Source organism: Anaerobacillus sp. QJM3NY_17 (assembly GCF_056173665.1).
The window spans coordinates 674,027-698,347 of the sequence record NZ_CM149685.1 but is presented as its reverse complement, the minus strand read 5'-3'; the positions used below and the strand labels follow the sequence as shown (position 1 = coordinate 698,347).

General features: G+C 39.4%; 25 protein-coding genes and 1 riboswitch. Of the genes, 8 read left to right on the top strand and 17 right to left on the bottom strand.

Annotated elements, in window-relative coordinates:
* Positions 1-85 precede the first annotated feature (85 nt).
* From AC0VYV_RS03825 to AC0VYV_RS03815, 3 genes are all read left to right on the top strand, one after another.
* Positions 86-412, top strand: a complete 327-nt coding sequence (locus AC0VYV_RS03825; protein WP_430246915.1) for a c-type cytochrome — start codon at positions 86-88, stop codon at positions 410-412.
* Between the two features lie 169 nt (positions 413-581).
* A riboswitch (FMN riboswitch) is annotated at positions 582-719 on the top strand.
* Between the two features lie 144 nt (positions 720-863).
* Positions 864-1,445, top strand: a complete 582-nt coding sequence (locus AC0VYV_RS03820) for an ECF transporter S component (protein ID WP_242057313.1) — start codon at positions 864-866, stop codon at positions 1,443-1,445.
* A gap of 141 nt (positions 1,446-1,586) precedes the next feature.
* Positions 1,587-3,062 carry an amidase family protein gene (locus AC0VYV_RS03815; RefSeq protein WP_475366580.1) on the top strand — a complete coding sequence of 492 codons (1,476 nt, stop codon included), beginning with the start codon at positions 1,587-1,589 and terminating at the stop codon, positions 3,060-3,062.
* An 86-nt stretch (positions 3,063-3,148) separates the two neighbouring features.
* Here AC0VYV_RS03815 and AC0VYV_RS03810 read toward each other — a convergent pair whose 3' ends face one another.
* On the bottom strand, positions 3,149-4,849 hold the full coding sequence (locus AC0VYV_RS03810) for a peptide ABC transporter substrate-binding protein (protein ID WP_194219938.1): 1,701 nt from the start codon (positions 4,847-4,849) through the stop codon (positions 3,149-3,151).
* 394 nt (positions 4,850-5,243) lie between these two features.
* Between AC0VYV_RS03810 and AC0VYV_RS03805 the strand changes: the two genes are divergently transcribed.
* Positions 5,244-6,662: an aminotransferase-like domain-containing protein gene (locus AC0VYV_RS03805; protein ID WP_475366579.1), complete on the top strand. Its 1,419-nt coding sequence runs from the start codon at positions 5,244-5,246 to the stop codon at positions 6,660-6,662.
* Between the two features lie 120 nt (positions 6,663-6,782).
* Here AC0VYV_RS03805 and AC0VYV_RS03800 read toward each other — a convergent pair whose 3' ends face one another.
* The 6 genes from AC0VYV_RS03800 to AC0VYV_RS03775 all read right to left on the bottom strand — a co-directional run bounded on the left by AC0VYV_RS03800 (position 6,783) and on the right by AC0VYV_RS03775 (position 11,274).
* Complete coding sequence (locus tag AC0VYV_RS03800; RefSeq protein ID WP_194219936.1) at positions 6,783-6,905, bottom strand: YuzL family protein; 123 nt, start codon at positions 6,903-6,905, stop codon at positions 6,783-6,785.
* Positions 6,906-6,968: 63 nt separating this feature from the next.
* A complete protein-coding gene (locus tag AC0VYV_RS03795) occupies positions 6,969-7,466 on the bottom strand; it encodes a DinB family protein (protein ID WP_430246725.1) in 498 nt (165 codons plus the stop codon).
* Between the two features lie 29 nt (positions 7,467-7,495).
* The gene (rsgA, locus tag AC0VYV_RS03790; RefSeq protein WP_475367450.1) at positions 7,496-8,494 is read right to left on the bottom strand and encodes a ribosome small subunit-dependent GTPase A; all 999 of its coding nucleotides are present in this window, start codon (positions 8,492-8,494) and stop codon (positions 7,496-7,498) included.
* Positions 8,495-8,860: 366 nt separating this feature from the next.
* Positions 8,861-10,039, bottom strand: a complete 1,179-nt coding sequence (locus AC0VYV_RS03785) for a thiolase family protein (protein WP_475366578.1) — start codon at positions 10,037-10,039, stop codon at positions 8,861-8,863.
* A gap of 422 nt (positions 10,040-10,461) precedes the next feature.
* Positions 10,462-10,908 (bottom strand): GNAT family N-acetyltransferase, encoded by a 447-nt coding sequence (locus AC0VYV_RS03780; protein WP_475366577.1) that lies wholly within the window; start codon positions 10,906-10,908, stop codon positions 10,462-10,464.
* A 126-nt stretch (positions 10,909-11,034) separates the two neighbouring features.
* Complete coding sequence (locus AC0VYV_RS03775) at positions 11,035-11,274, bottom strand: hypothetical protein (protein WP_194219929.1); 240 nt, start codon at positions 11,272-11,274, stop codon at positions 11,035-11,037.
* A 136-nt stretch (positions 11,275-11,410) separates the two neighbouring features.
* Here AC0VYV_RS03775 and AC0VYV_RS03770 point away from each other — a divergent pair, with 136 nt between their 5' ends.
* A complete protein-coding gene (locus tag AC0VYV_RS03770) occupies positions 11,411-11,773 on the top strand; it encodes a YuzC family spore coat inner layer protein (protein WP_430246731.1) in 363 nt (120 codons plus the stop codon).
* A gap of 3 nt (positions 11,774-11,776) precedes the next feature.
* Here AC0VYV_RS03770 and AC0VYV_RS03765 read toward each other — a convergent pair whose 3' ends face one another.
* From AC0VYV_RS03765 to AC0VYV_RS03750, 4 genes are all read right to left on the bottom strand, one after another.
* A complete protein-coding gene (locus AC0VYV_RS03765; protein WP_475366576.1) occupies positions 11,777-12,244 on the bottom strand; it encodes a hypothetical protein in 468 nt (155 codons plus the stop codon).
* Entirely contained in the window at positions 12,241-12,450 is a 210-nt protein-coding gene (locus tag AC0VYV_RS03760) for a helix-turn-helix transcriptional regulator (protein WP_430246735.1), read from the bottom strand. Before AC0VYV_RS03760 ends, AC0VYV_RS03765 begins: the two co-directional genes overlap by 4 nt.
* A 126-nt stretch (positions 12,451-12,576) precedes the next feature.
* On the bottom strand, positions 12,577-13,068 hold the full coding sequence (locus AC0VYV_RS03755) for a universal stress protein (RefSeq protein WP_475374450.1): 492 nt from the start codon (positions 13,066-13,068) through the stop codon (positions 12,577-12,579).
* A gap of 111 nt (positions 13,069-13,179) precedes the next feature.
* Entirely contained in the window at positions 13,180-14,529 is a 1,350-nt protein-coding gene (locus tag AC0VYV_RS03750) for a TrkH family potassium uptake protein (protein WP_475374449.1), read from the bottom strand.
* A 138-nt stretch (positions 14,530-14,667) separates the two neighbouring features.
* On the opposite strand from AC0VYV_RS03750, the gene AC0VYV_RS03745 reads away from it, so the two are divergent.
* From AC0VYV_RS03745 to AC0VYV_RS03735, 3 genes are all read left to right on the top strand, one after another.
* Entirely contained in the window at positions 14,668-16,260 is a 1,593-nt protein-coding gene (locus AC0VYV_RS03745; protein WP_475374448.1) for a GAF domain-containing sensor histidine kinase, read from the top strand.
* A 12-nt stretch (positions 16,261-16,272) separates the two neighbouring features.
* On the top strand, positions 16,273-16,920 hold the full coding sequence (locus tag AC0VYV_RS03740) for a response regulator (RefSeq protein ID WP_475373311.1): 648 nt from the start codon (positions 16,273-16,275) through the stop codon (positions 16,918-16,920).
* A 135-nt stretch (positions 16,921-17,055) separates the two neighbouring features.
* On the top strand, positions 17,056-17,604 hold the full coding sequence (locus AC0VYV_RS03735) for an NADPH-dependent FMN reductase (protein ID WP_194220170.1): 549 nt from the start codon (positions 17,056-17,058) through the stop codon (positions 17,602-17,604).
* A gap of 40 nt (positions 17,605-17,644) precedes the next feature.
* On the opposite strand, the gene AC0VYV_RS03730 is transcribed toward AC0VYV_RS03735, so the two are convergent.
* The 6 genes from AC0VYV_RS03730 to AC0VYV_RS03705 form a co-directional block, all read right to left on the bottom strand.
* Positions 17,645-18,727, bottom strand: a complete 1,083-nt coding sequence (locus AC0VYV_RS03730) for a Ger(x)C family spore germination protein (protein ID WP_475373310.1) — start codon at positions 18,725-18,727, stop codon at positions 17,645-17,647.
* Entirely contained in the window at positions 18,724-19,818 is a 1,095-nt protein-coding gene (locus tag AC0VYV_RS03725; RefSeq protein WP_475373309.1) for a GerAB/ArcD/ProY family transporter, read from the bottom strand. The genes AC0VYV_RS03730 and AC0VYV_RS03725 overlap by 4 nt, the downstream gene beginning before the upstream one ends.
* A gap of 23 nt (positions 19,819-19,841) precedes the next feature.
* A complete protein-coding gene (locus tag AC0VYV_RS03720; RefSeq protein WP_475368403.1) occupies positions 19,842-21,332 on the bottom strand; it encodes a spore germination protein in 1,491 nt (496 codons plus the stop codon).
* A gap of 129 nt (positions 21,333-21,461) precedes the next feature.
* The gene (locus AC0VYV_RS03715; RefSeq protein WP_194220174.1) at positions 21,462-22,904 is read right to left on the bottom strand and encodes an NADP-dependent isocitrate dehydrogenase; all 1,443 of its coding nucleotides are present in this window, start codon (positions 22,902-22,904) and stop codon (positions 21,462-21,464) included.
* 268 nt (positions 22,905-23,172) lie between these two features.
* Complete coding sequence (locus tag AC0VYV_RS03710; protein ID WP_475366569.1) at positions 23,173-23,745, bottom strand: SCO family protein; 573 nt, start codon at positions 23,743-23,745, stop codon at positions 23,173-23,175.
* Between the two features lie 199 nt (positions 23,746-23,944).
* Entirely contained in the window at positions 23,945-24,262 is a 318-nt protein-coding gene (locus AC0VYV_RS03705) for an ArsR/SmtB family transcription factor (RefSeq protein ID WP_475366568.1), read from the bottom strand.
* Between the last annotated feature and the right edge of the window lie 59 nt (positions 24,263-24,321).

Genomic DNA, 24,321 nt, shown 5'->3' with positions numbered 1-24,321 from the left:
AAGTATGATAAAGATGAGGATACAGGAGGTGAACAGAATGGGAAAATCATCCGCATATATTACTGCAATAATTTTGTTCCTAGTTATGGTTGTAGGCTTTACATACTGGCTATCCACAACCGAAGAACATGCTGGTGGAAATGAAGCCGGCCATAGTGAACAGTCTGAAGAAGGCGGTGGAGATTCAGCTGGAGGAGAAGCCGAGAAAATCTTCTCTCAAAACTGCGCGTCATGTCATGGTGAAAACCTTGGAGGCGGTGCTGGTCCTGCTCTTGAAGCAGTAGGTGGCAAGTATTCAAAAGATGAAATTCTAGAAATAATTAAGAATGGTAAAGGCGGCGGTATGCCTGCTGGTGTCATCCAAGGTGGAGACGCTGAAAAGGTCGCAACGTGGCTCTCTGAGAAAAAATAATAGCGCTTTATTTTAAGCTCTCCCTCTTCAAAGATGGAGAGCTTTTAAGTTTATGTCTCTGCTAGCCCCCCTAAAAAGAAAGCGTTATCACAAAATAGCATATGTTCAAGATGTTTTCATTGAGATATCGCTACTTTCGCTGTATAATGAACTTGTAAATATTATAACGAACTATCTTCGGGGCAGGGTGTAATTCCCGACCGGCGGTGAAGGATAAGTAATTCCTCAAGCCCGCGAGCCTGTAATTTGGGCAGGATCTGGTGTGATTCCAGAGCCGACAGTATAGTCTGGATGGGAGAAGATGGTGGAGTAGTAAGCTTTCTTTGAATTATAACAGAAGCTTGCTTATTTCCCCATGCCGTAACCATGAGCCCCATACTCATGGTTTTTTGTGTGCACTGGGGCCACATCTCCTTTTTCGGTGGTTCGAAAAAAAGGGAGCAATGTCAAAATGAAAAGTGTTTCAAAAACGCAACGTATGATTGTCGTTGCGATGTTCAGCAGTATTTCTTACTTGTTAATGCTTTTAGATTTTCCACTGCCTGGATTTCCTGTTTTTCTACAAATAGACTTCAGTGAAATTCCAGCACTATTTGTTGCCATTCTGTATGGTCCAGTTGCTGGGATACTTGTAGAAGCGATTAAGAATTTCATTCACTTTGGAATTCAAGGAAGCTTCACCGGAGTACCAATTGGTCAAATATCAAACTTCATTGCAGGAGTTTTCTTGATCGTACCAACTTCTTTAATCTTCCGTAAATTTAATCAAACTCAGAAAGGGTTAGCACTGGGATTGACGCTCGGAACGATTCTAATGTCGGCAGTGATGGGACTGTTGAACTATTTAATTATTCTTCCAGCATATACGTGGTTTATGGGCTTTGAAGAAATGTCTTCATCAGCTCGTCAGGCTCTCGTATTAACAGGAATTACACCATTCAACCTTGTAAAAGGCGCTATTATAGCAAGTATATTCGTTGCCTTCTTTATAAAATTAAAACCTTGGTTTGCTCGTCAAACGAGAGTTGCATAAATATCAAAACCCGAATCTTACAAAGAGATTCGGGTTTTTTATGTGAATTGAAAACGAACGCTCAAGAACTGACTATTGCAAAAGGATTTTACCAATTTTTGTTGAAATAGTTACAAAAAGGATTCTCATGGGGGATACTATATGCTGTCATTAGAATGGTTAGAAAAATCAACGATCCTTGATCTTCAGCAAGCAATGTTAGAAGACAACCTTACTTCTCTCCAGCTCGTACAGTACTATCTTGAACAAATCGCAAATTATAATCCACGAGTAAACGCTATACTAGAAATCAATCCTGACGCCCTTTTTATTGCAGAATCTCTTGATCGTGAACGCAAACAAAATGGACCCAGAAGTCCATTACACGGAATCCCAATCCTGCTCAAAGATAACATCAACACCGATGACCACATGCATACAAGTGCAGGTTCTATGGCATTAGCTTCTTCTTATGGCAAAAATGACGCTTTTCTAGTAAAAAATCTTCGCCACGCTGGTGCTGTGATTCTCGGGAAAACCAATATGACCGAATGGGCTAATTTCATGAGTGAAACAATGCCTAATGGATTTAGTTCAAGAGGCGGTCAAGTCTTTAATCCCTATGGGCCTGGAACACTTGACGTCGGAGGATCGAGCTCTGGTTCTGCTGTAGCTGTTGCCTGTCATTTCGCTACGGCTGCTGTAGGAACAGAAACAAATGGCTCTATTCTTAGCCCATCAAGCTCTAATGCTGGTGTTGGTATAAAACCAACCGTGGGATCTATTAGCCGGACTGGAATTATTCCTATTTCTTATTCACAGGATACCGCTGGCCCAATGACACGCAATGTCACTGATGCTGCAATCCTTCTCGGTGTGTTATCAGGAAAGGATTCACAAGATCAAGCGACGCATTTTGTACCTGAGTACCATGATTATACGCCATATCTCTTCCCTACATTACTTGAGAATTTAAGAATAGGTGTCGTTAAAAAAGGCTATTATGATGCGATGCATCAGGAAGAACAAGAACAATTGGCTAAAGCCATGGAAGATCTTAAAACGATAGGTTGCTCTATTGTAGAAGTGAAAGAAATAAGTCCATATCAGGAAGCGTTAGAGAGAGACTACCAGGTCCTTCTCCACGAATTCAAATCAGGGGTGAACAGCTACCTTGCTAAGGAAACAACCTCTTCTGTTCCACTAGATCTATCAACAATTATTGATTACTATAACCAAAATCAGTCGACTTCTCTGCCATTTGGTCAATCGCTTCTTATCGAATCAAACCAAACGCAAGGAACATTATTTGATCCATCCTATCTTAAAAGTCGACTCCAAGATTTCAAATACGCAAAGGATGAAGGTATTGATCAACTTATGGAAAGAGAAGATCTAGATTTATTACTATTCGCAGGCTCTTACGGTTCAACACTTCCCGCAAAAGCAGGTTACCCTTCTATAACCGTACCAGCTGGTTTCACTTCTAATAACAAACCTTTTGGCATCACTCTGACTGGTAAAGCATTTAGTGAACCACAGCTTATTAAACTTGCTTACGTCTTCGAACAGCATACACATCATCGAAGATTGCCGCATTTGTTTATCAATAACCAGACGACACATGAGACAAGATGACAATCATTTATTAAAGAGCCATGATCAAACTTTTCCTTTTCACACCAAATAAAAAGCGTGAGCCTCTCGGCTCGCGCTTTTTAGGATTACTTCTCGATTGTTACCCATTTAAGAGAAGAATCAGCACCAAACTTGTGGATGTGGTAGTTTTTCACGTAGTCTTTCATGATAATAGCGGAACCACCTTGATAAGTTGGTAAGATCGCTGTATCTTCTTCGATTAGAATACGCTCAGCTTCTTGCATCATTTCCCAGCGCTTCTGCTCATCCGTTTCAGTTTTTGCATCTGAAACTAGCTTGTCATACTCTTCGTTAGAATAATCCATGCGGTTATAAGCGCCGTCTGTTTCAAACATGTAAATGTAAGTCATTGGATCTGGATAGTCTGGTCCCCAACCACCAGTTGAGATATCAAAGTCTCCTGCATCTTCAAGATCAAGGAACTGCTTCCAAGGCTGTTTGTTAATTGTAATTGTAAGACCGTCTAACTTAGACTCAAACTGATCTTTCGCATACTCTGCAATTTTGGATGCAAGGTCACTATCAGTTGTAAGGAATTCAAGTTCAACTTTGTCAGTACCTAGAGCTTCTAGCCCCTTCTTCCAGTACTCAGCAGCATCGTCTGCTGTTTGATCTGCAAGATAGCCGTCTGGAGCTGGTGCACGGAAATCTTCATCGTTAAAGAATAGGAATTCTTTTGGTACAAGATAGCGAGCAGCTACTGAACCATTGTTAAGCAATACATTTACTAGACCGTCGCGATCATAAGAAAGGTATAGCGCTTTACGAATGTCATTGTTCGCAAGTGCTTCGTTCTTCTGGTTCATACGAAGGAAGTAAATAGTTGTATCAAGAATTGTTGTGAAATCTTCGCGATCTTTAAACTGATCAACGAAATCTGCACTAAGACCAGCACGATCAATTTTTCCAGTTTCATAAAGGTTAACTCGAGTTGCTTCGTCTTTTACGATTTTGTAATTCGCTTCTTTAAGTTGTACTGTATCTGCATCCCAGTACCCATCATTTTTAGCAAGCTTCCAACCGTCGCCATGATTCCATTCAGCTAGTGTAAATGGACCGTTGTAAAGCATTGTATCAGATTCAAGAGAATAGTTTTCGCCTTGCTCTTCAGCAAAGTCTTTTGGCTGTGGATAGAAAGATGCAAATGTTAAAAGGTCGAAGAAGTAAGGAACCTCTTGAGTCACTACTACTTCAAGTGTTTTCTCATCTACTGCTTTAACACCAAGCTCTTCTACCTTACCGTATAAAGGATCGCCTTCAGTGATAATTTCGTTACCATTCTTAATTCCTGCAGCACCCATCATTGATGCATATCCGCCCATAGTATCTGGGTGAATAATTTTGTGCCATGCATAAACGAAATCATCTGCTTTAACTGGAGTACCATCAGACCAATTCGCATCATCACGAATCTTGAAAGTATAAACAGTTTCTCCGTCTTTTTCTTCAACTTGTGGCTCTTCAGCTGCCATACCTAGAACTGGCTTATTGTCTTTATCTAGACGATACAGCCCTTCAAATACCTGGTTCATTGCGTTAAATGCTACTGTATCTGTAGCCTGTGTTGAATCCATAGTCGGTATATCCTGTGTATCCGTTAAATTTAGCACCTGTTCAGCTGATCCCTCAGAGCTATCGCTGTCTCCGCTGGTTGCTTCTCCCTCACTGTTCGAGTTACTAGACGTGTTTGAGTTACCAGAACACGCTGCAAGGAAAAGGCTTAACAACAAGATGACCGAAAGCAGAAGCGAAAACTTTTTCTTCATTGTGTTACCCCCTATTTGTTTGTACCATTCAGTTGAAGATCTAGCACAATGTAGACTCTTCACAGTTAATCATTCAAACGAATACATTCGACGGAAAACGTTGTGAGATCTATAACAGGGAGGTCATATCACTCAACCTATGTAAACCAATGCCGACTATTCGTTTGAATATTAACAATTAACTGAATGATTAAATTTATTTTAAATTTCAAAAAACTTTCTGTAACCATCCAATTTAGCCAAAAGTATACCATCCAATTTGTCTTTTCCTACAAAAATATCCGTCAAATGGCTTAAAACCTGTGTTTATAGAGAATATTTAATTGTTAATTTTTTTGAAAATTTTATACAATTTTATCTAAAATTCACTATAATAGGAGTGAGGTGGTGGACAATGGCGAGATTTATACTCAATCCAGAGAGCAGCAAACCGTTGTACAAACAAATCGTTGATTACTATGAGAATTCGATTATAAATGGATCTCTTCAAACTGGTAATGCCCTTCCAGCTGAGCGTGACCTGGCTGTCCAACTAGGTGTGAATCGGAGCACCGTTACGACAGCATACGCCGAATTACGTGCAAATGGCTATGTAACATCCAGACAAGGAAGTGGCACACGCGTAAGTTCTGAGGCTGCAGATTTAATTCCTGATCATTCAATGACATGGAATAAACTACGAAATCAACATTTAGCTGAAGACTCTTCTTTGTATGGAAAACATTACGAGTATTTAAAAGACCCATCATTAATAAATCTAATATCAGGATCAATAGCGGAAGATTTATGCCTGGCAAAATCTGCTCATGAATTAACACCTTTTACAACTAAGCTTGATAATGCTCCACCAACGAAAGAGCGCGTCACTCACTCGATCTGTCGGTTTATGAAACAATCATCTCTAAGTGAACACATGGTCCTCACATCAAGCCTTGAACAAGCGATGCTCTTATCAGTTAAATGTTTTCTAAACCCTGGGGATGCGATAGCTATGGAAGAACCTGTGAATTACTCACACTTAAATATCCTAATTGTCTCAGGGATCCGAGTTATTAAGTATTCAACAGACAAGCCATTAACACAAAACATGTTTCAAAAAGAAAGCATTAAACTTGTAATTGCCAACTCCAACAACATTTACGATCATTCCTTAAGTCATTCAACTATTTTACAACAAAGAAAAAAACTGCTTTCTCAATGTGAGAAAGTAGGCATTCCTATTCTCGAAATTGTTGAAACATCATTACTTACTAATTCTGTAGGAAACGTTCTCCCTTCTTTTTTTGAATTAGGATCGAATCGTGAATTTGTTGTTCAGATTGGCCACTTCACAGGCATAGCCCCCGGCCTAAGTTTAGGATGGGTTCTTGGGCCAGAGCATGTAGTAAACCGAATACAAGAGGTTCAAATGCAACTTTGCATGACTCCTCCTCCGGTATTGCTCGAAATCGTTGATAACATTTTAAATTCTGATGAACTTCATGATCATATTGATACGATCCAAGACCAACTGTATGTACGAAAGCAGAAAGTCCTGCATAAGCTTAATACTCTTAAAGATCACATAACGATACTTCAAATAGAAGACCCTACCTCTATTTGGTTTGATTTCAAGCCATCACTTAATCGCCAGGAATTATTTGATACGCTACTAGAATCAAACGTCCTGCTTGTGCCACATAAGCAAGAGCATGCTGTAAGAATGAGACTACCGCTTTCTTATGTAACAAAAGAGCAGCTCTTAGAAGGGACAAGTCGCCTAATCAGTGTCTTGAATACATTACACGTGAGACAATTCGCAGCAATTTACTAATAGTTGGCGATAATGATTTCCATTCAAACACCGATCCTCCCGGGGAACAATTCTTCGTTGGACAGATAAAGACAAATAATCAAAAAAAAACGCTACCTCGTGCGAGGCAGCGTTTTTTGGTTACTTCTTTTTCTTTTTTCTTTGAGAATCACGGGCTGTTCCAACTTCAATACCAGTTCCTTGTCCTTCTGGCTGAGATGAAGCAAGTCCATTTGTAGTGGGGTTTGCTTTATGTTTTGCCATTTTTCTCACCTCCACCTTTTAGACTCTCCCGTGCCTCTTTTTATTATCCGATACCTTTCACAACTATGTTAAGAAAAGAGAGTGAGGTATTCCCTGTTCATTCATAAAAACTTCTATTTGAAGTTTGTGATGCTCATCGTGTTCAATTAATCCTTTAATATAACTTGTTAGACAGAGAGGATACTTATCAATATAAAACGTGTTTTCCCATTCGAATGGGCGCCATTCTAGAAGTCTCTCGACTACTCGTTTTCTTGATTTTATCGTTTCCTTCACTAATTCCTTTTGGGTAACCCCAGATCTAGCAAATTTGGCTGCACGATTGTTCACTGCTTCTACCTTTTCAAGCTTTGGCAAAATCGCTTCACTCTTCATGTATGGAATTCGCTCTTCTAATAGATAATCATCCCATTTCATGATGTGAGAGAGAATTTCAGCTGGAGACCATTTACCTGATTTAATAGGCTTAAAAAACACTTCCTCACTCATCTCCATCGCCGTCGTTTCTAACCAGTTCGTCAATGAAGCATATTCGTTTAAAATTGAACGCTCATCCGTCATCTCATCTACTCCTTCCTAAATTAAAGAGCCTAGCGATGCTTTCTAGTTCGATCTCCAGCGATTTTTTTCCACTTTTTCTTTTCCTCGAGCTGAGCCTTCTTATTCGTTTGACGTTCAAGAAAAGCAAGCTCTCGGTTGAACTTACTATAATTCTCAAACCTTCTTTCTTCTAGCGTTCCATCAGAAATAGCATTTCTTACAGCACATTTTGGTTCACCTTCGTGCTTGCAATCCCTGAAATAACATTGTTCCGCAAGGCTTTCTATATCAGGAAAACTCTGAGACAGGTTATTCGTTTCCCACAATTGAAGTTCTCTCATACCTGGCGTATCAATCAGTACGCCTCCGGTATGAAGAGAAATCAGTTCTCGACTTGTCGTCGTATGTTTACCCTTACCGTCTTCTTCACGAATGTCTTGGACAACTTGAATATCTTGTCCGTATAACTTATTTATAAGCGTGGACTTTCCTGCTCCTGACGAACCAAGAAGAGCGGTTGTCGTTCCCTCAATTAAATAAGGAGTTAATTCATCAATCCCAATCTCAGTCGCTGAACTAACCACATGAATTGGTACTCCAACTGCGACCCCAGTTAATGCATTCACTTTCTCCATGACGTTATCGCAAAGATCTGCTTTACTTAGAACAATAACGGGGTTTGCCCCGCTTTCCCATGCCATCAAAAGGTATCGCTCAATTCGACTTGGATTAAAATCCTGATTTAATGCGTTTACAAGAAAAACCGTATCGACATTCGCTACGATAATTTGCTCTTCTGTCGTCGTTCCAGCAATTTTTCGAGAGAACTTACTTTTTCTTGGGAGCAACTGATGAATGATCGCTTTATTCTCTGATTTTGGAGTAATCAGTACCCAGTCACCAACCGCTGGCAAAGCATCACGTTGTGTTACTTCAAATCGGAACTTACCTGAAAGTTCTGCTGCATAAGAACTTTCTCCTGTTGAAACGCTGTAACCTCCACGATGTTCCATTTTAACTCGAGCTGGTATAAGTCCATCTTCTGTCATAGCTTGATAATTTTCTTCAAAGTATGAATTCCATCCTAATTTTATTCGTTTCAATTGAAAGCCTCCTGATTAATAAGTGTAAATATGACAAAAAGCCGTACAATGATGTCGGCTTTTATCATACAATCAGCGTAAGTAATTAGCTGATAAAGTATAAAAAACCATAGACACAGTCGCACAGCCCATGGTTTTTGATCTTATTAATCAGAAGTAAGAAAAGGTTCCTACCCTACCAATGGGACTGTGCACAATATGCAATTAACGATGAATTCTTTTTGTTATTTACCATAATGCACAGCCCCTTTCCGTTAGTTAATACTTTTAGTATACGCAACATCGTGTGAATTGGCAATCTTTTCTGACAAATTAACTAATTTCGATTACTACGGCAATACCTTGTCCTCCGCCAATACACAGGGAGGCAACACCATATCTTCCATTTCTGCGCTTTAATTCTTTTATGAGAGTATAAAGAACACGTGTCCCACTTGCTCCAACTGGGTGTCCTAACGCGATGGCACCCCCGTTTACATTCACTCGTGAGCGATCAAGCTCTAGCTCCTTTTCAACAGCCAGATACTGAGCTGCGAAAGCTTCATTTACTTCAATCAAGTCCATATCTTGCAATGTCATACCTGCTTTATCTAGTGCCTGTCGAATGGCAGGAACAGGACCAATCCCCATGATTGAAGGATCTACTCCCGCTATTCCCCAAGAAACGATTCGAGCAAGAGGCTTGAGATTTTTAGACGTAACGTAATCTGTTCCTGCTAATACGACCGAAGCTGCCCCATCATTAATTCCACTTGCATTTCCACCAGTGACAGTTCCATCTTTTTTGAAAGCTGGCTTTAAACTAGCTAGCTTATCTTCTGTAGTACCTTCTCGAATATGCTCATCAATCGCAAAGCTTTCAACCCCCTTCTTCCCTTTTATCTCAACAGGGGCGATTTCCTCCACAAAAATGCCTTTCTCTCTTGCTTCGGCTGCTTTTTGCTGACTTCGGGTTGCATACTCATCTTGATCTTCTCTAGAAATCCCATACTTTACTGCAAGATTCTCTCCCGTTATCCCCATTCCTGTTCCAGTATACTCATCTGTTAACGTAGCCAACAGCATATCATCCATTTTAGGAGCACCCATTTTAGCTCCAAAACGATTTCCTCTTAACGTATAAGGCGATAAGCTCATATTCTCCGCTCCGCCGGCAAGGGCCGTTTGACCGTCTCCCATCATAATAGATTGAGCAGCTGATATGACGGCCTGCATTCCAGAACCGCATAAACGATTCACTGTTAGTGAAGGGCTCTCGATCGGTATTCCTGTTCCAAGAGCAATATGACGTGCGAGATAAGAAGCATTTGATGTTGAATGAATCACATTCCCAATAACAGAAAGATCAATTTCACTAGCCTCTATCCCGCTTTTTACTAGCGCTTCCTTGCTTGCCGTAATTCCTAAGTCAGTTGGACTAATATCTTTAAGTGAACCTCCAAACGTTCCAAATGGCGTTCTGGCACCCTCCAAAATAAAAACATCTTTCATGTTCTCCCCTCCATTCTTCTCTATTTTACAAACAAAAGGAAAGCGTTTACAAGTTTTTTTAGAGAGAAAAGATTTAACTCTCTTTCACTAATTGAATCCATTATTGTGCCGTGTATCCTCCATCAATGACCACTGCCTGACCTGTAATTCCTTTTGCCTTGTCGCAAAAAAACTAGTTATCTTCTTGTAAATAAACCTTTGCTTTACCTCAGTAAAAGAGACTACCCTTGTGAGACAGTGTTTTAAGATATTTTTGTTTTTTGCTTCTGATAGCCTTTCTAGTTGTTCGCTATAATCACTTGTTATCTCAACTCCTCCGGAACAAACACCTGCCCATTGATTTAAAGTCATTCTTCTATTTAAGTGACGAGAAAACTTACAGAAAACTCCATTTACTCCGATTAGACAATGGAAAAGTCAATTTATATTTTGCTATAGCTTAACCGAATCATATCCCGACAAGGAATACCGTTTTCTATAATCGTTTCAGGATAGCTATCAAAAAAACCTTCAATAACATCTGTTATTCGAAAGTGACATTTTTGATAGAGAGCTAATTGATCCAGACTTGAATTACCCGTGCCAATCTCTATCGTAGTCGCTCCAAGCGCCTCTGATCTTTGGATAGCATCGTTAATAAGCTTTTTTCCTATTCCGTTTCCCCTTCTATCCTCCCTTACTGCTATATTCATGATCTCCATTATTTCCTTTTCTTTTTCTACTAACACATAGACTCCCATCACTTCTTGCTCCTCAACCGCAACATAACAACTCCCAACTTTTAGATAACGTTCAATATGATCGAGAGATGGATCAGCATCAAGTAGAAGATCATAAGGAAAACCCTTTTTTATTTGCATTATCTTCATCAAAAAACCTCCTTACTCAGTCATTTTCATCCTACCTTTGTTCTTTTTCACAAGTTAATCATTCTATTCTTTTATGAACAATGCCTTCAAACACCATAAAAATAAAAAATCGTGCCTCGGCACGATTTAAGAAGGTTTGACTTTAGATGTAATGATAACACTGATCACTAGCGACAAAATCAAACTTATAAGATCAATAGGATTATATAGAAGGCCAAACGTAACGGTGCCTGTCACCTGTTGCCCCTTAGCCCAGGCCATCAACCAATCTGGTTGAAATATAGCATTAACAATCGAACCAATGATTAAATTCAAAATGAAATAGAAACTAATAAGACTGATCGTAAAAATAACGTATTTCTTCAAAACACCATGCTCCTTCTCCAAACGTCTTCTGAATTATTGTAACCTGTTGTAATCAAATTTCACAAATTAAAGAAAGATGCACCCCTTTTTTTATAAAACCATAGGGTAATAGCATCACATATTCAGGAGGCCTATGATGTCATTTAAACATTACAGATACAACGAATGGCCTAATCCGTATTCACCTTGTTATCCCTCTTATTATCGCCCTTTCCCTCCAATTGAAGTGACTCGTTTCCAAAAATCAGCCGAGACGTGTTCGAAGCTAATGACAGATGGAGAGAAGCTGCTTAATAAAGTGGAAAACGACGCTCAATTTGCTCATGAATTAAAAGACGCCGCTCAGAAAAATGATCATTCCCATGTTCATATGCTGATTCAACGTGCTGGCGTGACTTCTCCCTTTCACATAGCTTATACGCCAGACGCCATTCGCGTCGATCTCACAGCAGGTAATCAAGATAATTGCAGTGAATTAACGCTAAAGCTCTGCTGGTAAACGTTACTTTAACTTCCTCCGAAGAGAAAAATAAAAAACACTAACCTGAACGAACGGCAATAGTAGCAATATTAGGATCGGGTAGGCTGAAAAATAATGAGATATAAACGGTTGAAAAGTCATTGCTGCAATTAAAATAGGCGTGACAAACATCATCCCAATATAAGCATTGCGACACGCATGGGCGGTTAAAGCTTTTTCCCGTTCATCATCTTCACACAGTTCGGAAGGAAGCAAAAGCGCTTCTTTCCAACCCTTATTCTTTCTTCTCTTACTACGAGTGAATATAAAGCCAATAAAACTCGTGATCAAAATAGTCAAAAGAACAGGGAGTAGGTTAATCGTAACTTCATTTCCGTCTCCACTTATTATAGTTTGAAATTGCGAAGCTGCATCGAAATAAGTAACCATTGCCCAACCAAACAGACCAAGTATAACCAAGTTCATTAAATAAACGAAAGATAATTTCACTCCGATTCCCCCTGTAGTTGAAATACTTCCTCCACCGACATGTCAAATTCTCTACAAATATTCATAGCTAGTAATAATGACGGAACATACTCACCCTTTTCCACAGCTGCGATCGTTTGTCTCGTTACCCCTACTTTTGAAGCAAGCTGCTGCTGCGTTAACTGAAAACGAGCTCTTAGTTCTCTAATTCGATTTTGTAATGTCACCTGAACCCCTCTCTCACATTTCCTTTATATGTATTCTACACCAAACAAAATGTTAAGTAAACCTAACTTAAAGTTAATAATAATTAACTTTTTGTCCAAAGAAAAAAGCCTGGTTTCCCAGGCTATCTATTTTATAATGAGGACAGGACATGGCGATTGTTGAGCAACCTTCTCACTTACGCTTCCAAGCATCCATTTTTTAATCCCACTCAACCCTCGACTCCCGATAACGATTAAATCTGCTTCTGTCATAACGGCTAGATCCACGATTTCTTTCGCCGGATCGCCACTTCTTACATCGGAATAAACATTCACACCCATATGATGCAGCGTTTCTTTCACTTCTCGAAGCATTGCTTCTCCATCACTTCGTTCAACCGATACGCCACTTTGCTCTTCAGGAATCGGTGTGGGGACACCAGCATGTCCTTCATTACCGATACTTCCAGTGCCATAAGGAATTCTCGTCGCCGGTTGAGCTGAAAGTTTATGTGATTCTTTCGCAACATGTACTAAATGAATAGAAGCTTTGCTTAGTTCTGCTAATTTAACTGCCTGGTGGAGAGCCTTTTCACTATCCTCAGAACGATCATAAGCTACTACAATTTTGGTATACATGATACTTTCCTCCTCAGTATTTGAAGTAGTATGGATATACCCCTACTGAGAGGAAAATAACGCCATTATTGAAAACGTATTCATATAGATATATTTGTTACATTAGCCTCATTATCCGGTAATAATAGGTTCTTTTGGGTAATGGTAACGTTCGAGAGGAGCATTTCCTCGCATCATCAGTAGAAACGATATAATCCCAATTCTTCCAACAAACATGAGAAAGATAATAACCCATTTACCCGCAGTACTTAGTTCAGGAGTGATGCCAAGGGATAAACCCGTTGTACCAAAGGCTGAAGTCACTTCAAATACAATGGCAGTTAATGAGAATGGTTCTGTTGCTGAAAGATTAACGACTGCCAAACCACAAAGACCAGTCGCTGTAAAAATGACGATAAACGATTTGATAATATCATCATGTAAAAGCTCTCTCCCAAAAACTTTGACACTTTTTCGACCTCTTGCGAAGTGAACGACTGTTAATACAGCAACAGCAAAAGTAGTCGTTCGAATCCCTCCGCCGACACTGCTTGGAGATGCGCCAATAAACATAAGTAAACTTAACACTAACTGCGTAGACAGAGTGAATTCACTCACGTCCATAGTTGCGAGACCACCATTTCTCGTTGTAACAGATTGAAACAATGAATAGAATAGCGATTGATCCCATGACTTATCAGCCAAGAAATTTCCTGCTTCTAAAATCCAGATAAGGGCGGTACCGATTAAGATTAGAGCAAAGAAAGTAACCGTCGTAACCTTTGTAAACAACGTAAAGCGGTACGCTACCGTTTCTTTCTTTTGGAATAAGTAATCCTTCAGTTCGATAAGAACAGGGAACCCTATTGCGCCTAATATAAGCAGAATCATGTTAATGGATTGCACAAAATAATCATTTGCATATGGAATAAGTGAACTCCCAGTAATATCAAACCCTGCATTTGTCGTAGCACTTACTGAAGCAAAGAATCCCTGCAAAAAGGCGTCTTGCCACGTATCATAATACTTTAGCAGATAGATCCCAAGAATAATTGTCCCTATCGCTTCAAATAAGAGAATAAGCCCGAGGATTTGCCTCATTAAACTTACAAGGCCAGCTAATGTACCACGATTTTGATCTGTACTAATAAGCTGACGTTCTTTCATTCCTATTTTCTTCCCCATTAATAACCAAATAAAAGTGCCAAGAGTCATAATCCCAATTCCACCGAATTGAAGGACAAAAGCTAGGATGTACGTGCCGGTTGTACTGAACGTATCTGCAGTAGAAACGACAGTTAGTCCTGTAACACTAATTGCACTTACAGCTGTAAATAAAGCATCTATAAAGTTCCATTCAACATTAGCTTGATGGGCAATCGGAAGACTTAACAGAACCGTCGATAATACTACAGCCGCAAAATAGAAAAGAACAATCAGCTGGACGGAAGAAAGTTCTGTTGCTTTTTCTTTGATTTTCATCTTATTCCTCCTCAGCCTCTCTGATCTATGACTGGATTATTACGAACATCGTATTCTTGTAAATCTCACTGTTTAGATAATAACCCTGTTAATAGTATAATTAAAAATGTCAATTGTTTAAATATTGGGGGAACTACTGTGGATGATCAACGATACGAGCGTGAATTACTCACCATGAAAACCATTGCCGAAACATTAAATCGTTCAACCGACCTGAAAACAATGCTTCAATCTGTTCTTGAAGAGCTTTTGAACGTCACCGGACTCAAAACAGGATGGATTTTCTTATCAAACTATAAGAAGCAGTTTACTTGTACAGCCGATGCAAGACTTCCTGAAGCTCTTGCATTGAAAGAAAAGGAACCAATGTGTAAAGGAACTTGCTGGTGCTTAAATAAATTTTGGGATGGACGACTGAACGAAGCAGTTAACATCATTGAATGTAAACGAATTGAAGATGCCATTCATCACAAAACCGGTGATACAGAGGGATTAACTCATCATGCGACCGTTCCATTAACTGCCGCCGGGGAATCATTTGGTATTTTAAATGTTGGCTCTCCTGGTAAAGAAAAGTTTTCTGAGGAAGAACTTACTCTACTTGAATCGGTTGCTTTTCAAATTGGAACAGCTATTAAACGAGTACGATTATATCAAGATGAGCAAGAACGTGCAGAAAACTATTCGAAACTTGAATCACTTACAAGAGAATTATGGAAGTGCGAACATACTGAGGAGATCATTAACGGGATTGTACGGCAAACCGCTCAATCTTTTAACTGGCCTATCGTCGGTTATTTCCATAATAGCGGTCACCAGCATGTTCTCCACTCTTTGTACGATCAAAACAAATTAAACGTACTGAACATGCCTTATTCTGATGATACACTAAAAGAACTTATAGAAGCAGTGGATAAAGAAATTCCAGTTACACCTCACACGTTTCATCTTCCAATTGATGCGGAAATCACTGAAATTCATGCCCGAGCGGTTACGATTCGAAATGATCAAATAGGTATTCTATTTGCTCTTAGTCACAACGATGTAAGGCTCTCAAAAATAGATGAAGAAATTTTACAAGCTGTTGCTGATCACACGGCTCTTGCGATTGAGCAATCACGAGTAAATGAAAAGAGACAGGAGCTAATCCTCTCTGAAGAACGAAACAGACTTGCAAGAGACTTGCATGATTCCGTTAGCCAAAAACTGTTCTCATTATCAATGACAGCACGTGGTGCACAGAGTATTCAAGACAACCCTCTAGTTCTTAATGAGGCATTAGTCGATATTCAACAGCTATCTCAGCAAGCAATGCAAGAAATGAAAACATTAATCTGGCAGCTTCGACCTGTGGGAATTGAAGCCGGTGTGATGACGTCCCTTAAAACTTATGCACTAGGACTAGGTCTTCAAGCCGTTTGTGATGTTTCAGGTCTTAAACTCCTCCCTACACCAATAGAAGAGGCGCTTTTCCGGATTGGTCAAGAAGCGCTCAACAATATACATAAGCATGCTGCTGTAAAAGAAGTATCACTTCAGCTGGCATTTTCTGAAACCGATGCTAGCTTAACAATTGTGGATCACGGTGTTGGCTTTGATCAAACGACTGTTGGGGATTGCACACTTGGTCTTAGAGGAATGAAGGAACGTGCGGCAATACTCGGTGGCCATTTATCCATCACAAGTACAAGAAACTTTGGGACAACAGTACAAGTTATACTGCCGATATGAGAGGAGGATATGATGAAAATTAAATTACTTCTTGCTGATGACCATCTTATGGTTCGAAAAGGACTTCGCTTATTCTTACAAACACAGGAGGATATTGAAATTGTTGGGGAAGCAAAAAATGGAGTTGAAGCCGTGAAGCTTGCTTATGAGCTCAGTCCTGACGTTATTTTAATGGATCTAGTTATGCCTGAAATGGATGGAATTGAAGCAACTAAGCAATTGAAAAAAAACGCCCCACACATCAAAATTATTATCTTAACAAGTTTTTCAGATCAGGATCATGTTCTTCCAGCCATTAGCGCTGGTGCTGAAGGGTATCAATTAAAAGATATTGACCCTGATGAGTTAGTTTATACATTACGCGCAGCATTTAGCGGTAAACGCCAACTTCATCCACTCGCTACAAATCAGCTGATGTCTCATATGACTAAGAAAGATCAAGTCGATGATGAACGCAGAATCACAACCCTTACACCAAGGGAGAAAGAGGTATTAAGAGAAATCACTCTTGGGAAGAGCAACAAAGAGGTTGCTGCCGCTTTATATATTACTGAAAAAACAGTAAAAACTCATGTAAGTAGTATTCTTTCCAAATTAAATTTCCACGATCGGACACAGGCTGCTCTCTTCGCGACAAAGCAGAACTGGTTTGAAAATTAAATCTACAACTAAAGGCTGAGACTGAATTCCTTCTTCCCTCCGATGCCCGATACAAGAATTTAAAATACACTTAGATTGAAATACTCACATTTGAGGTAATAAAAGAATATAGAGGTATGAGAAAGGAGCTTTCCTATGAAAGTAATGGTGATGAACGGTAGTCCAAGAGACAAATCTATGACGAGGAATTTAACAAATACAGTTACCGATCAATTAGATGAAAAGGGAATTGAAGTGCTCACATTCGACGCAGGATTCCATGACCTCCCTTTGTTTAAAGGTAGAAAAGAAGATCTTGATCATCCAGAGGTGCAGCGCCTCATAAACCATGCAACAAAAGCTGATGCATTTGTTATTTGCTCTCCTGAATACCACAATGGCATGAGCGGAGCTTTAAAAAACGCACTCGATTTTTTAGGTGGTTCTCATTTCAAACATAAGCCAACTGTTCTTGCTTCTGTTGGCGGTGGTGGAAAAGGCGGTATTAACGCATTGAACAATATGAGAACAGTTATGAGAGGGTTATATGCTCTCGTCCTCCCTGATCAATTCTGCGCAGATCCCACATGCTTTGATGAGAAAGGTTACATGGTGGAAACAAAAGCGAAAGAACGTCTGACAATCGTTATAGATGAACTAGTTTCCCTATCCCAAACTATAGAAAATAAAATAGAAGTACAGTAAGAAAGAGCCCGATAGCGTTTCTCTATCGGGTTCTTTTCGCCTATTCTATGACTCCCGACTCTGTTACTTTCACATCCATATGAAATTCGATATCCATATCAGGATAACGGTCCATCCAATCCTCATGACTGAAATCACCTCGAGTCACACTACGAATCGCATTCCCAAGTCCAAGAGGATCGATCTTTAGCCGTTGGAATTCTTGAATCATCTCATTTCCTCTGTTCTCAATTTCCTTCTCCATCGTTTTCTCAATTTCTTTAAGCTTTAGAGGAGTTAACTTCTTTCCAGAATACTCCTTGATTACTCCTAAAATCTTACCATGAACTTCAACTTTATTGCGTCCAGCCTTCTTAAAATTAAGATTTCTTTTAGAAGCAATATTATAAATAGCGGCATGCTCCTCCTCATTAAGTCTCACAGTAAATGAATCATTACTAGAAAACTTCTCATACAGAATTTTGAATGTAAACAAACTTTGTGAGTCAATGGTAGTAACCATCTTATCTCCATTAAATAAAGCAATACCGATAATCTTCACCTTATCTCCATCTTGTTCAACCAACGGAAGAATCGGGTCATTTCCTTCTGAGTAATAATGGTACAGAAAGTTATGCAAACTCGTTTGTGGCAGCATGCCGTGCTTAGTATTATGACTTAAAGTGTCATGTATAAATGTACCGGTATCCACGTTCCCATAATTGGTACTTAATAATGTTTCCATGTCACTGTTAGAAATGCCCAAGAACACTCTTGAACCGATCGCTGGATCTCTTTGGAGTGTATCAACCAATTCAATAATACCTTCTGATTCTGCCATTTCCCTGCTAAAGAGAGCAACCTCCAGTTTTCCACTTACAAATGATTTTGATGACTCGGAATTATATTGACTGCGAATTTCTTTACTAATTTCAGCTGTCTGGATAAAGATGCTATTATCAACCCTACCATTAGCTTGATATTGGGGAGCTACTGCAATTCCTTTAATAAAACTTTCTTCATTGTCATCATCAGGAAGATCATAACCGATAATCGTCACCATTTGAATATCATCCAGAATACTACTTTCCACACACCCTGTAAGTAGGACACTGCATATTACGAATACCAGGATCAGTCTCATTCTGACCTCCCCACCTTACTTTTGATATACTGAGCTACGAATAAGAATGGTACATAGAGATAAACAAAGTAGAACCCCATTTGACTCGTATACTGATTTAGTAAATCAATGCTCTCTCTCCTAGCAAAGGCACTGCTAGCCAGTAAAATGACAAAAAGAAGAGGGATCGTCACATTTCGTTGACTGATATTTGATAACCTCCTAATTGCTCTACCTCCAGCCCATATCGTAATACAAAGGTTTGGAAGAATCACAAGTGCCCACGAGGTAATACCAATGTACTCAAAACGCTGAACAAAAGGCATTTCTGCAATTTTCCATGTTGTTAGCGTCGCCCAAATGGTCTTTTGTAACTGTTCGGTACTAAAGAAGGCGATCGTTGTGATCATGACTGTTGTATAAATAAAAACCGTAAATAAGTTCCCTGCCTGCGCCCATCGATGAGATTTTTCGGGGTCTTTCACAAATGGGAGATACATAAAAAGCGTTGTAAAACCTAAATAAGATAAGGAAGCCCCCTTAACTCCCTCATACATTTCGATTATAGAGTGGTTGAATATCGGCAGAAGGTCTCGGAAGTGTCCATAAAACATCGGAAAAATCATCGTTAGAATAAGATAAAATGGCAATACGACTCCAAAGAAAGCTATACCGGCAACTACCCTAAACCCACCCGATAAACAATAATAGACTAAAAGTAGAAACACAGAACCGAAGATCCATTTGTTTAAGTCTGGAAACATCCATACTTGAACTACTTCGATATATGTACGTAGAATAGTCACACTCATCGCAATGAAATAAACAATAGCAATCCAGCTTAATAATCCTCCTAACCATTTCCCAAAAAGATTTTGATGTAACGAAATGAGATCCCCTTTTTCCTTTAGCATGATTTTATATATCAAAAAAATAATCACATTTAGACTAAGGCCAGCAACTAGTACCGAAATCCAAGCATCATTTCCTGCATACTTTGCGCTGATTCTTTGAAACCCCATAACTCCTACCCCAACTTGAACGGAGTGAACAAGGTAAAACACTAGAAATGGAGATACTTTATACTCATCTTTCACTTCTGGTCCAGCCATATAAAAGCATCTCCTTTCTACGTTTACTCATGGAAATCATTTTTCTCTTTCTTCGTTACTGGATTAAAACGTACTGTATCCTCTGTTTGTAATTGAATAGGTCGCTTATTTTGAAATTTCAACGGAAGCCTAATAAGAGCATCCTTTAAATCCTGAACACGTAATGGGTAGATTGGCTCTAGGAATGGTCTACCTAACGATTTTAATTTGAGAAGGTGAGCTATTAAAAAACTAAAGCAAATTGTTACACCAAGGAGCCCCCACAGATGAGCGAAAAACAGGAAAGGAAACCTTGTTAAGCGAATAGTGTTGCTCATTCGATAGACAGGAGTTGTAAAGGAGGCAAGGGCAGAAAGTGCCACGATAATTAATAGGACGTTGCTTGTTAATCCTGCTTCAACTGAAGCAGTCCCAATAACAATACCGCCTACAATACCGATCGTTTGACCGACTTTTGTCGGCAATCGTGCTCCAGCTTCTCTTAGCAACTCAATGGCTAACTCCAAAAATATGGCTTCAAGAATGGGAGGTAGCGGTATACGTTGCCTGGAGCTAACGAGGGTGCCGAGTAGATCTTTCGGTATCAGTTCATAATGATAGGTTAATGTTGCTACATAAACGGGTGTCACAAGTATTGAAAATAAAATCGCAAAAATACGGATCAAGCGAGCACTTGAGGCGACGATCCAATTCACAAAATAGTCTTCAAATGCTGAAAAGAATTCGACAAGCGTCGTTGGCCCAATCAAAGCCTGAGGTGATCCATCTGAAAGAATCACTACTTTCCCTTCGCATAACACAGATGTTGCCCGGTCAGGTCTTTCGGTATCAATCAGTTGCGGAAAAGGAGAATTTCTATTATCGGAGATCAGTTGCATAAGAACTGAACTATCGACAACCTGATCTACTTTAAGGTCTTTAAGACGCTGTTTAACAGTGTTTACATTTTCTTCGTTCGCGATTCCCTCCAGGTAGAGAATAACTACTTTCGTTTTTGTCAGCTTACCGATCGTTAACTCATATGCTTTTAATTCATGCACAGGTAATCGTTTTCGGATTAAATGGATATTGGTATCTAGTGCTTCTACAAATGCTTCCTTTGAGCCGACAACTGTAAACTCGACTTCAGGTTGTGTGATCGCTCGGGCTTTTTTGACCTGGCAAGGTATCATGGCACATTTCGTTGCAGACTCACTCAAGCGAATGATAATAAAACCCATCATCACTTTTTCACAAATCACCTTAAGGTCTTCTGAAATGATGACGCCTGGCACGGGCACCCTTTTCTTCACCTCATCAAGTGACTTCAATGGTTCTCTCACGAGATAGGGTAAAATGTGGTCGTTGAATTCATTCTCATGAATAAGCGTTTTAAAATAATATAAGAAGAAAGAGCTGTTATCCTGCTTATTTTCAAAATGCAAAAAATCATCGGAGTCTTTTAAGCTTTTAATTAGCTCAGGCAAGTTTTTCAACTTATCGGGAGATCGACTTTTTTTAAACCATCGAAGCACTTTCAGTCACCACACATTCTCATGTTCTCCTTGTAGTTTCTACAAGTCACATCAATTTATCCACCTCCAGGCTTCATCAATGAAATCAAACCAAATAAAAAAGCGTGTCATTACGACACGCTTTTCCCTTTATTGTCCTTGTGCTAGTGAGTATGCAATCTTACCGTCAAAACGATATAAGTTCTCGATCTTAATCCAATCTAACTCTTCTGATTCAATTTGTGTTAGTAGCTCACGGATAGCTCCTTGAGTTTCTTTTTTACCTTCAACTGGCTGGAATCTGCAGCGCCAATGATCAGATAAGAAGGTTTCAGAGAATCCATTGGGATATACTTTCACACCACGATTTGTCATCATCACAAATTCATGATTGCTTTCTGCCGCTGCACGCGTTAGCTTCTCTGCAATTTCATCAATTGTTAGGGTGTTGTTAAATAAGAATACATCTGTTCCGTCAAGCTCGCGTTCAGGAACATAATTTGGACGATTCGTTTCTTCTTTCTCTTCCAATACTTCTTTACGATATACAACCGGTTCGAGTACTGAAGGAGATTGACCAAGACGTTCAACTACTGCATGAGAGAATTCTTTCGTTCCAACAGCATTTTTTCCTTTTGCAATATCGCCTGTTAGCACGCCATCCTCAATTGTTTTCAACCATGCATTGTGAATTTTCTCTGCAGCTTCAGGCTGACCAATATGAACAAGCATCATAATCGCACCGTGCAGAAGACCTGATGGGTTCGCAATACCTTTACCTGCAATATCAGGAGCGCTTCCGTGAATAGCTTCAAACATCGCAATTTGATCACCGATATTGGCTGATCCCGCCAAACCTACACTTCCAGCAATTTGAGCGGCAATATCAGAAGCGATATCACCGTATAAATTCAATGTAACGATTACATCAAATTCTTCAGGCGAATCAGCTAAGCGCGCCATACCAATGTCAACAATATAACTATTAGATTCAATTTCAGGATATTCAGCCGCAATCTCTTTGAAAACCTGATGGAAAAGACCATCACTTAATTTCATGATGTTATCTTTCACGAGACATGTTACTTTCTTGCGATTGTTTTTACGAGCATATTCAAATGCATGACGAATGATACGCTCAGATCCCGGTCGTGAAATAAGCTTCAAGCTTTGTACAACGTCCGGTGTTTGCTGATGCTCAATTCCTGAATAGAGGTCTTCTTCATTTTCTCGAACAATGACAAGATCCATGTCAGGATGCTTATTTTCTACAACAGGGTTATAAGAAACGCAAGGGCGAACGTTTGCATATAGACCCATAGCGGTACGAATGGTTACATTTAAGCTCTTGTATCCTCCACCCTGTGGTGTTGTAATAGGTGCTTTGAGAAGTACTTTAGTTCGACGCAACGAATCCCATGCTTCCTGAGGGATTCCCGTTGAATTTCCAGAAAGGTATACTTTCTCTCCAACGTCAATAAATTCAGGCTCAATTTCAGCCCCAGCTTGTTCTAAGATGTGCAAGGTTGCTTCCATAATTTCTGGACCAATGCCGTCTCCTGTTGCTACCGTAATTGGGCGCTTTTCTGCCATGATCTTCTCTCCTTCTCTCTGGTCTATCAATACAAATTGAAAAACCCGGTAGGCTCAATTAGAGAACACCGGATCTTTCAGATACAGTGAAATATCCATTTCTCAAGATCGTTCAACTCTGGACTTGAATCATGGAATAAACCAACATTTTGTTATCGCTTTCCAAGGTTATTATAGAAATCATGTGCTTTTTTGTCAATTTTACAGAGTTTCTGCCATCGCCGCTTCAAAAAAAACCAGCCTCTAAAGGAAGAGGACTGGTTGATCATTATTGAAGCGCTTTGACGTCGTCCACGATCTCTTCAAATGGAACGTTAGAATAGCCAGAATACTTCTTAACGGCAATCCCTTCTTTATTAACAAGGTAGAAATTAGTACCATGAATGAATTGATCTGAACTTGGGTCAGCATCTACAGCCGTTTTAAAACTACTTTCCGCAAAACCTTTTATTTCGTCTTCATTGTATCCAGTCAAGAAGTGCCAGTTAGATAGATCAGCATCAAATTTTTCAGAGAATGTCACAAGCTGTTCAGGAGTATCCCGTTCAGGATCTACTGAAAATGAAACGAGTTCTACATCTACATCCGCTTCACTTAGCTTATCCTGAAGCTGTGACATATTCGCTGTCATTGGGGGACACACCGTCTCACAATTTGTAAAAATAAAATCGGCTATCCACACTTTTCCTTCTAAATCATTTAATCCAAACTCACTTTTTGTATGGTCTGTATATGTAAAATCTTGTACTTTCCAATCGAGATCGTCAGGAACATCTTTTCCACATGCAGCTAGTACGACAAGAAGAGTTATTACTGTTACTAATAACAGTCGATTCTTCATAACGGTTACCTCCAATAAAAATAAAATTAAGCGCTCTCTTTACCTTATCTCAAAATAAGGAAAGATGCTATACGACGTAAATATCGGTTTTGAGAATTTCATGAACAAAAAGCTGTATCTCTCAAAAAAGCCTCTTTCTTTTTTAAGGTCCAAAAGTTTAAACTTTTGAACTATAAGTATTTAAAATAGAGTAGAAGGACTAATAGCAAGTCTCTTCTACTTTTGCTAGCAGCATTTTTAACGTTGTGACACCATCCTCTAATTGTAGAGAATAGAATCTCGTTGTGCCTTTCTGCTCAACAGAAACAAGCCCAACTTCACGCAAAATTTTCAGATGATGAGAAATAGCAGGACGTGATAAAGTCGATCGCTCCGTAATCTCATTCACACTTAATGGATCGTGTTCACTAAGTAGCATAATGATATCCTGTCTATAGGGATCACCAAGCGCCTGGAAGATTGGTGTGCTTTTGCGAAAAAGTTGGATCGCTTCCTGATGTTCATTTTTCTGATTCATAGCAGAAAGCCTCCTGTTCGTTTAAGTGTTTAAACATATAACCTGATTTCAGCATATAG

Coding starts and splice junctions, on each gene's coding strand:
- AC0VYV_RS03820 (WP_242057313.1), top strand. CDS start 864: ATGAAAAGTGTTTCAAAAACGCAACGTATGATTGTCGTTGCGATGTTC.
- AC0VYV_RS03755 (WP_475374450.1), bottom strand. CDS start 13,068: ATGTATACCAAAATTGTAGTAGCTTATGATCGTTCTGAGGATAGTGAA.
- AC0VYV_RS03815 (WP_475366580.1), top strand. CDS start 1,587: ATGCTGTCATTAGAATGGTTAGAAAAATCAACGATCCTTGATCTTCAG.
- AC0VYV_RS03715 (WP_194220174.1), bottom strand. CDS start 22,904: ATGGCAGAAAAGCGCCCAATTACGGTAGCAACAGGAGACGGCATTGGT.
- AC0VYV_RS03825 (WP_430246915.1), top strand. CDS start 86: ATGGTTGTAGGCTTTACATACTGGCTATCCACAACCGAAGAACATGCT.
- AC0VYV_RS03740 (WP_475373311.1), top strand. CDS start 16,273: ATGAAAATTAAATTACTTCTTGCTGATGACCATCTTATGGTTCGAAAA.
- rsgA (WP_475367450.1), bottom strand. CDS start 8,494: ATGACAGAAGATGGACTTATACCAGCTCGAGTTAAAATGGAACATCGT.
- AC0VYV_RS03750 (WP_475374449.1), bottom strand. CDS start 14,529: ATGAAAATCAAAGAAAAAGCAACAGAACTTTCTTCCGTCCAGCTGATT.
- AC0VYV_RS03805 (WP_475366579.1), top strand. CDS start 5,244: ATGGCGAGATTTATACTCAATCCAGAGAGCAGCAAACCGTTGTACAAA.
- AC0VYV_RS03730 (WP_475373310.1), bottom strand. CDS start 18,727: ATGAGACTGATCCTGGTATTCGTAATATGCAGTGTCCTACTTACAGGG.
- AC0VYV_RS03780 (WP_475366577.1), bottom strand. CDS start 10,908: ATGAAGATAATGCAAATAAAAAAGGGTTTTCCTTATGATCTTCTACTT.
- AC0VYV_RS03725 (WP_475373309.1), bottom strand. CDS start 19,818: ATGGCTGGACCAGAAGTGAAAGATGAGTATAAAGTATCTCCATTTCTA.
- AC0VYV_RS03705 (WP_475366568.1), bottom strand. CDS start 24,262: ATGAATCAGAAAAATGAACATCAGGAAGCGATCCAACTTTTTCGCAAA.
- AC0VYV_RS03735 (WP_194220170.1), top strand. CDS start 17,056: ATGAAAGTAATGGTGATGAACGGTAGTCCAAGAGACAAATCTATGACG.
- AC0VYV_RS03785 (WP_475366578.1), bottom strand. CDS start 10,039: ATGAAAGATGTTTTTATTTTGGAGGGTGCCAGAACGCCATTTGGAACG.
- AC0VYV_RS03810 (WP_194219938.1), bottom strand. CDS start 4,849: ATGAAGAAAAAGTTTTCGCTTCTGCTTTCGGTCATCTTGTTGTTAAGC.
- AC0VYV_RS03795 (WP_430246725.1), bottom strand. CDS start 7,466: ATGACGGATGAGCGTTCAATTTTAAACGAATATGCTTCATTGACGAAC.
- AC0VYV_RS03800 (WP_194219936.1), bottom strand. CDS start 6,905: ATGGCAAAACATAAAGCAAACCCCACTACAAATGGACTTGCTTCATCT.
- AC0VYV_RS03710 (WP_475366569.1), bottom strand. CDS start 23,745: ATGAAGAATCGACTGTTATTAGTAACAGTAATAACTCTTCTTGTCGTA.
- AC0VYV_RS03770 (WP_430246731.1), top strand. CDS start 11,411: ATGTCATTTAAACATTACAGATACAACGAATGGCCTAATCCGTATTCA.